Genomic DNA, 6,166 nt, shown 5'->3' with positions numbered 1-6,166 from the left:
TAGGGCAGAGCAGGCTCAGGGCTACTGAAAGCCCGCTCCGTACCGCTTAGCGGTCGGAGCCGGGTAGTTTACGAAAATTGAGGCCTTTTTCTGCTCGCAACTTCTTGCCCTGAGGGGCAACTTTGTCCACCTCCAGCACCACGCCTGCCGGCTCGATCCTTACCACGCGGGCGCCGATTTTGCCGTCGTCGATCCAAACGGTTGCCCCCACTTGCAGGTGCGCCAAAACCTCCGGCAGGCTGCAGGTCACCTGGCAGGAGATATCGGCGCTGGCCTCAGGAACCTTCGCGGTGAGCAGGATGCGATCCCCGCGGTACACCTTGGTTTTGCCGGGGGGCATGGCCACTGGGCCGGTGCGGATCTTGGGGCCAGCCAGGTCCAGCAAAATCTTGCAACGCCGTTGGGTCTGGGCTTCGGCCTGGCGCAAGTGGGCCACCATTTTCTCCCACACCGAGGGCTCGTCGTGGGCGCAGTTGATGCGGGCCACGTTCATGCCCCGCTCCAACAACTGCAGCAACAGCTCCGGCTGCTCGGCGGCTTCGCTGGGCAGGGTCACCATGATGCGCGCGCGGCGATGGGGAGAAGGGGGGCCAAACAGCGCCTCGGCGTGCTGCTCTAGTGCCGTATCCCCGGCGTAAAACTCTTCATAGCTGGGTGCCGTATGGGTCAAACCCTGGGTGGCTGCCAAAATAGCAATCACCGCATCCAGGCTCTCCAGAACCCGCGACTCACAGCGCCCCAGCGAGGACAGCCCCGCAGCCGCCAGCTCCAGTTGCAAGCTGCGCAGATCCTGTTGGCGCAGCGCCAGGTAGCGCGCCAGGTTGTGGATGGCCGCAGGAGGGCTCGTAAGGCAGCCCCAAGCGGCCAAGTATTTCTGGGATCCCTCTACAACCTGCTGCCGCAGCTCCAGGAGCCGCTCCAGCAAACTCCTAAGATTGCAGGAGGGGGAAGAGGAGGAAACCATGTCGAAAGTCTTCCCAAGACAAACCCGGCCCAATTCTATGCCTGAGCTTACTTGGGGTCGATCATAGGCGGGTTAGGTTGAGAAAGGAAGGCGATAGCCTTTCATTGCCCAGTGTTCCGGTCTAGAGTCGTTAACAGCCTTCGGCTGTCCTGCCTACTACTTCCTTGGGTTGCGTGAAACTTCATTCTCTCCCTCCTGCCCGTTCCCGCGAGCGGCCTGACCACAGGCTCTCCCTCGTTTGCGCGGTGGGCCTGATGGATCGCTATGTCCTCTCGGAGATGCTGCTGCCGTTTCTCTTTGGGGTGGGAGCTTTCACAACCTTGGTGATGGCGGTGGGATCCCTGTTTGAGCTGGTGCGCCTGGTGGTGGAAGCGGGTCTGTCGCTTTCGGCGGCGTTACAGGTGTTTGTGTTGCGGGCGCCGGGGATCATCGTTTTGACGTTCCCGATGTCCATGTTGCTGGCGACGTTGCTGGCTTATGGGCGCTTGTCTGCCGATAGCGAAATCACAGCCCTGCGCGGCTGCGGGGTGAGCCTTTACCGCCTCATGGTGCCTGCCCTCATCCTCAGCTTGCTGGTGACGGCTTTAACCTTTCTGTTCAATGAGCTGGTGGTTCCGGTGAGCAATCGCCAGGCAGCCACGACTTTGAACCGAGCTTTAAATCGGGATCCGGACTTCCGGCGGGACAATATCCTCTACCAAGAATTTGGCGAGATCCTCATGCCTGAGCCAGACGGCACCTTTTCCCGGCGACAAGGGCTAACCCGTCAGTTCTACGCCCGCAGCTTCGATGGAAAGCAAATGCGCGGCATTATCGTCCTGGATTTTTCCAACGAGGCGCTCAACCAAATTCTGCTGGCCCAGCGGGGGCGCTGGGATCCCCAAGAGAATCTTTGGGTGTTTGAGGATGGCACCAACTACATCGTTTCTCCGGATGGCACCTACAGCAACATTGCCACCTTCAGCCGGCAGGAGTTGCGTCTGCCTCGCGCGCCGCTGGAGCTGGCTCAGGAGATTCGCAGCCCTGAGGAAATGAACATTCGGGAGCTGAAGCATTACATCGAGGTGATCGCCAGTTCTGGAGATCTGCAACGGGTGCGCCGTCTGCAGGTCAGCCTCAACCAAAAGTATGCCATTCCTTTCGCGTGTCTGGCGTTTACCCTGATTGGGGTGCCTTTGGGGCTGCGCCCGCAGCGCACCGGTTCCTCTTTGGGGTTGGGCATCAGTGTGCTGATTATCTTTGCCTTCTATGTGCTGCTGTTCATCACCCAGGCGCTGGGACAAATTGGGACGCTGGGGCCAGCAATGGCGGCTTGGTTGCCCAACTTGATCTGTGCCGCCGTAGGGCTGGGGTTGCTTTACCGAGCCAATCAGTAGCTGCTGGGCACCGCTTCTCCAGATGTAGGATAAAACTGCCCAATGGATTCTCGTATTCTGGAGAGCTCCCCCATGGAAGTTCAAGCTTGGATGAATTGGATGTTTGGCGGATTAGCCCTGCTGATCTTGGGGGGAGGCATGCTGATGATGTTCACCACGGTGTTCACCACCAAAGGGCCCCAGCCCGAGGATTCTCAGTCGGATCCCCAAAAGGGGCGAGCCTAGCCCAAGGCCCGGTGACGGGATCCCTGGCAGCCGGCCCCATGCCTTAAGAAATAGTTAAAACTAGAGGGGGCTCTAGTCCCGCTCCCGTTGACGTAGCCGCTGCAGAGTCGAGAGAGGTTTTGTCTCCTCTGGCGGTTTTTGCTCAGCTGCGGTGGGCAGGGCGGCTGTTTCTGTTTTCTGAGGTTCGAGCAAAAGCTTGGCGGCTTCTGACTCAACGGCTGGAGGGCGAGCCGGGTTCTCCCCTTGTTGGCCAGGCAAGGGAACAGACTCCAGAGTGGCCAGCAGAGCTTGAATATGGCTGTGGGTTTCGGGATGGTTGCTGGCGGCATGGGCCAAGAGGGTGAGCTGCTCTTTGGCAGCGACCAGGTTCCCCAGCTTGAGATCCACCAAGGCCAGTTGATAGCGAGCCTTAAAGCCACTGGGATCCACCTCTACCGAGCGTTGAAAGGCAGCGCGCGCCTCCGCCAGCTTGCCCTGACGGGCGTAGATCAAGCCGAGGTTAAAAGGCACATCGGGATCCCGTTCGCTGGGCAGCACCAAGGTTTTTTCTTCCAGTTCAATTGCGCTCCGGTAGGCGTTGATGGCCAAGGTATGGAAGCCCATCTGCAGATAGCGAGCTCCGTCTTCCTTCAGTTGGGCGACCGTCGGCTCCCCTGTCAGTAGGGTCATGGGCGGTTGCGCGTGGGCAGGCATGGCCACCGCCAAGCTCAGCAGGCACCCCACCGTTTTCAGGCCTAAGGGTACAGCCTGACGACCAATCTGCTGCCTATTCATCACCATGATCTGTTTCCTCCAACCACATCAACACCACTTCATTCCACCCCTCTGGGCCGGGGAGCTGAGCCAATTGCCATTGAGGCAGGGCCTCACTCCAGAGACTATCCGCAATGGGGCTGGGAAGCACCACTTTTTGTTCCGACCATCGCAAAAAGGCCACATCTGGCGGGGAACACCCAATGCCCAAAGCTTTGATAGGGCCCAGATGCCGTTGATAGCAATCCAGCAGCCGCCGCACCGCCTGCTCCCCCGGTAACCAATTGGGTTCTGCGGCCATCGTTGGCCGTATCCATCCGGTCAGATACCATTGCGGCAGGCTAGAGAAGTGAAGCTGACGCACCCGCAGCAGATGTTGGGTGAGGTTGGCTTCTTGCTGGGCAAAAGCTTCCCGCAGGGTTTCGGGATCCCCGGAATAGCTGAAAATCTCACTGTACTCTCGCTGCTGCGCCCGCTCTGCCTCTTCCAAAGGGATCCCAGTGGCAGCGGCCAGTTCAGAGGCAGTCCAATCCCCAAACCCGATCAAATCCAAGTGGGACTCTTGACGCACCTGTTGCAGGATGCTGCGCAGGCGAGAATAGGGCAGACCCAAAGCATACACGTAGTAGGGCGGTCGGTGTTGCCACTGCTCGTCTAGGATGCCCGCCGGGAAGTAATGCTCGGGAACGTAAACGGCAGAGCCATCCTCACAGATGAACGGATGCTCCAGGCGCAACTGCCGCCGCACATGTTCCAGTTGAGCGCGGGTGCGCAGGCTGTAGAGCACCAAGGGAATGGAGCGGCGCTCTAGGGCAGCCAAGGCTTGTCGGGCAGCACCATAGCTGTTGAACTCTAGATCCAGCAAGCTGCCATCTAAACTGGTAAGGACAAGTCGCATAGGTGCAGGAAAGGGAAAGGCGCTGGCCCCGTCAAAATTTCAAGCAGCACGACCGGCTGAAGCGTCCTACAGTACCTATGATCCAATAGCTTGACCAACCTGAGGGGGATTAGCCTCAAATGCTCTCCCTCAAAGCATCTGGGTGAATGGGCAATCCGTGCGCCAGAAGTGGTAAAAGCTCGATTGAGCACTCCAGAATGCGTGTGTCGCCGAAGATCTTGGCTCAAAAACCAGCAGCAGAGAAGACAGACAGATTGAGTGGGTCAGTGGCTAGTTCTCTGTGCCGAAGGCGCGATCCCCTGCATCCCCCAGCCCGGGCAAAATGAACCCTCGATCGTTCAGCCGCTCGTCAATCATGGCGCAGAAGATTTGCACCATTGGGTAGTGGGATCCCAACCGCTGTAACCCTGGGGGCGCTGCCAATGCGCTGACAATTCTAACCAAGCTGGGATCCGCCCCCCGTTTTTTTAGCTCATCCAAAACCCAGAGCAGCGTGCCCCCGGTGGCCAACATCGGCTCGGGAATGAGAATGCGCATCTGTTCAGGGATCCGCTCTGGAAGGCGATTGAGGTAGCAACTGGCCTGCAGCGTTTCCTCATCCCGCACCATGCCAATGTGAAAGATCCGCGCCTGGGGCAAAAGGGCCTGACAGCCTTCCAGCATCGCCAAGCCAGCCCGCAATACAGGCACAATGCCCAGCAGGGTATCCGGCGCGATGACCTCTGCGGCAACGGGTTCCAAAGGGGTTTGCACCTGAACGGTTTGGGTGGGGATCCACTCCCGCATCGCCTCATAGGTTAGCCAGCGGCCCAGCTCCGACATGGCCGTGCGAAACAGGGGCATGGGCGTCTCCGCATCCCGAGCCACGGTTAGCCAGTGCTTAATGAGCGGGTGAGGGGGGACATAGACACGAAGCTGCTGACTTGCCACGGGAGAATGCCTCAATCTGGGCGGTAGCATAGCGGGTTGCCTTAGCAGAAAGCAAGCTCTAGAAAGCAAGCTCTCCAATTGGCCGCAACTCCATCCCGACCGGGGATAAATTGCCAACAGCTCCGGCAAATGCTCAAGGGGTGGGGCTCTTTGACCCAGCAAGATTGCGGCAGAATGAGATCTGCAGGTTACTTCGAGCGCCGGTCATGTTCGGTGGCTACAGGTTTGGGATAGACCAGGGCAAGGCTGGTTTCGGGTTTTGTTCCTCTTGCCATTTGCGAACTGAGGTGCTGGCCCCAGGGCAGCTTGGCCTCCCGCCGATGGAACCGAACGCCAACGGCTCTCGTCTGCAAGTGCCGGTAGCCGGAGATACCGCTCTGCCCAAGGGTTTCTGGCTTAATGGGGTGTCGCAAGTTACAGCCTGTTCACAAATTAAGGGATACAAAACTTAAGGGATACAAAACATCGTGTTTCTGAGGCTTGACTCCGATGAGGTTTAGAACAAGTAGGTTTACAACCGTATCCGTAGCCCCTCAATAGGCTGTACCTGCATCTTTGGCCCCCTCACACCTTGCAAGGATTAGCTTAGGGAGAATGGATTATGGCTTCGTCTCAACCCTCTGACTCGAACACCAAGGCTCTGAGCCGCCGTCAGCTTCTCAAAGTGGGAGCCGCAGCCCTTGGGGGCGGTCTGCTGGCGGCAGGGGGCGGCCAAGCTCAGCGCAAACCCTCTCCCACCCTGATCGTGGCTCAGGGATCCGGCCTGGATCGCGTTTCCTATGCTACCAACTGGTATGCTCAGGCGGAACACGGCGGCTTCTATCAGGCGGTGGCGACCGGCATCTACCGCGAGCATGGCCTGGATGTAACCATCAAGATGGGTGGCCCCGGCATCAACATCACCCAAGTTTTGGCCGGTGGAGCTGCCGAGTTTGCCATGGGGGGAAGCACAGGGGTGATCAATGCTGTGCGAGAAGGGATCCCTTTGGTGTGTGTGGCAGCCATTTTCCAGAAAGACCC

At 58.8% G+C, this 6,166-nt stretch carries 7 protein-coding genes; 3 read left to right on the top strand and 4 right to left on the bottom strand.

Annotated features, from left to right (window positions below):
- Positions 1-46 precede the first annotated feature (46 nt).
- Complete coding sequence (locus NW837_RS01710; RefSeq protein WP_414328996.1) at positions 47-925, bottom strand: pyruvate kinase; 879 nt, start codon at positions 923-925, stop codon at positions 47-49.
- Positions 926-1,218: 293 nt separating this feature from the next.
- Between NW837_RS01710 and NW837_RS01705 the strand changes: the two genes are divergently transcribed.
- Together NW837_RS01705 and NW837_RS01700 are read left to right on the top strand one after the other, a co-directional pair.
- Positions 1,219-2,340, top strand: coding sequence for an LptF/LptG family permease (locus NW837_RS01705; RefSeq protein WP_414328995.1), 1,122 nt, complete (start codon positions 1,219-1,221; stop codon positions 2,338-2,340).
- 72 nt (positions 2,341-2,412) lie between these two features.
- The gene (locus tag NW837_RS01700) at positions 2,413-2,565 is read left to right on the top strand and encodes a hypothetical protein (protein WP_414328994.1); all 153 of its coding nucleotides are present in this window, start codon (positions 2,413-2,415) and stop codon (positions 2,563-2,565) included.
- A gap of 72 nt (positions 2,566-2,637) precedes the next feature.
- Here NW837_RS01700 and NW837_RS01695 read toward each other — a convergent pair whose 3' ends face one another.
- The 3 genes from NW837_RS01695 to upp form a co-directional block, all read right to left on the bottom strand.
- Positions 2,638-3,345: a tetratricopeptide repeat protein gene (locus NW837_RS01695; protein ID WP_414328993.1), complete on the bottom strand. Its 708-nt coding sequence runs from the start codon at positions 3,343-3,345 to the stop codon at positions 2,638-2,640.
- Positions 3,332-4,216, bottom strand: coding sequence for a hypothetical protein (locus tag NW837_RS01690; protein WP_414328992.1), 885 nt, complete (start codon positions 4,214-4,216; stop codon positions 3,332-3,334). Before NW837_RS01690 ends, NW837_RS01695 begins: the two co-directional genes overlap by 14 nt.
- A gap of 270 nt (positions 4,217-4,486) precedes the next feature.
- On the bottom strand, positions 4,487-5,176 hold the full coding sequence (gene upp / locus NW837_RS01685; RefSeq protein WP_011433955.1) for a uracil phosphoribosyltransferase: 690 nt from the start codon (positions 5,174-5,176) through the stop codon (positions 4,487-4,489).
- A 571-nt stretch (positions 5,177-5,747) separates the two neighbouring features.
- Here upp and NW837_RS01680 point away from each other — a divergent pair.
- Positions 5,748-6,166, top strand: a 419-nt coding sequence (locus NW837_RS01680; protein ID WP_414328991.1) for an ABC transporter substrate-binding protein, incomplete at its 3' end; no start/stop codon positions are given.

The organism is Synechococcus sp. R6-10, from assembly GCF_047461815.1.
GTDB lineage: Bacteria > Cyanobacteriota > Cyanobacteriia > Thermostichales > Thermostichaceae > Thermostichus.
The sequence above is the reverse complement of the archived record's forward strand: the minus strand, read 5'-3'. Positions and strand labels throughout refer to the sequence as shown.

Coding starts and splice junctions, on each gene's coding strand:
- upp (WP_011433955.1), bottom strand. CDS start 5,176: ATGCTACCGCCCAGATTGAGGCATTCTCCCGTGGCAAGTCAGCAGCTT.
- NW837_RS01695 (WP_414328993.1), bottom strand. CDS start 3,345: ATGGTGATGAATAGGCAGCAGATTGGTCGTCAGGCTGTACCCTTAGGC.
- NW837_RS01690 (WP_414328992.1), bottom strand. CDS start 4,216: ATGCGACTTGTCCTTACCAGTTTAGATGGCAGCTTGCTGGATCTAGAG.
- NW837_RS01700 (WP_414328994.1), top strand. CDS start 2,413: ATGGAAGTTCAAGCTTGGATGAATTGGATGTTTGGCGGATTAGCCCTG.
- NW837_RS01705 (WP_414328995.1), top strand. CDS start 1,219: ATGGATCGCTATGTCCTCTCGGAGATGCTGCTGCCGTTTCTCTTTGGG.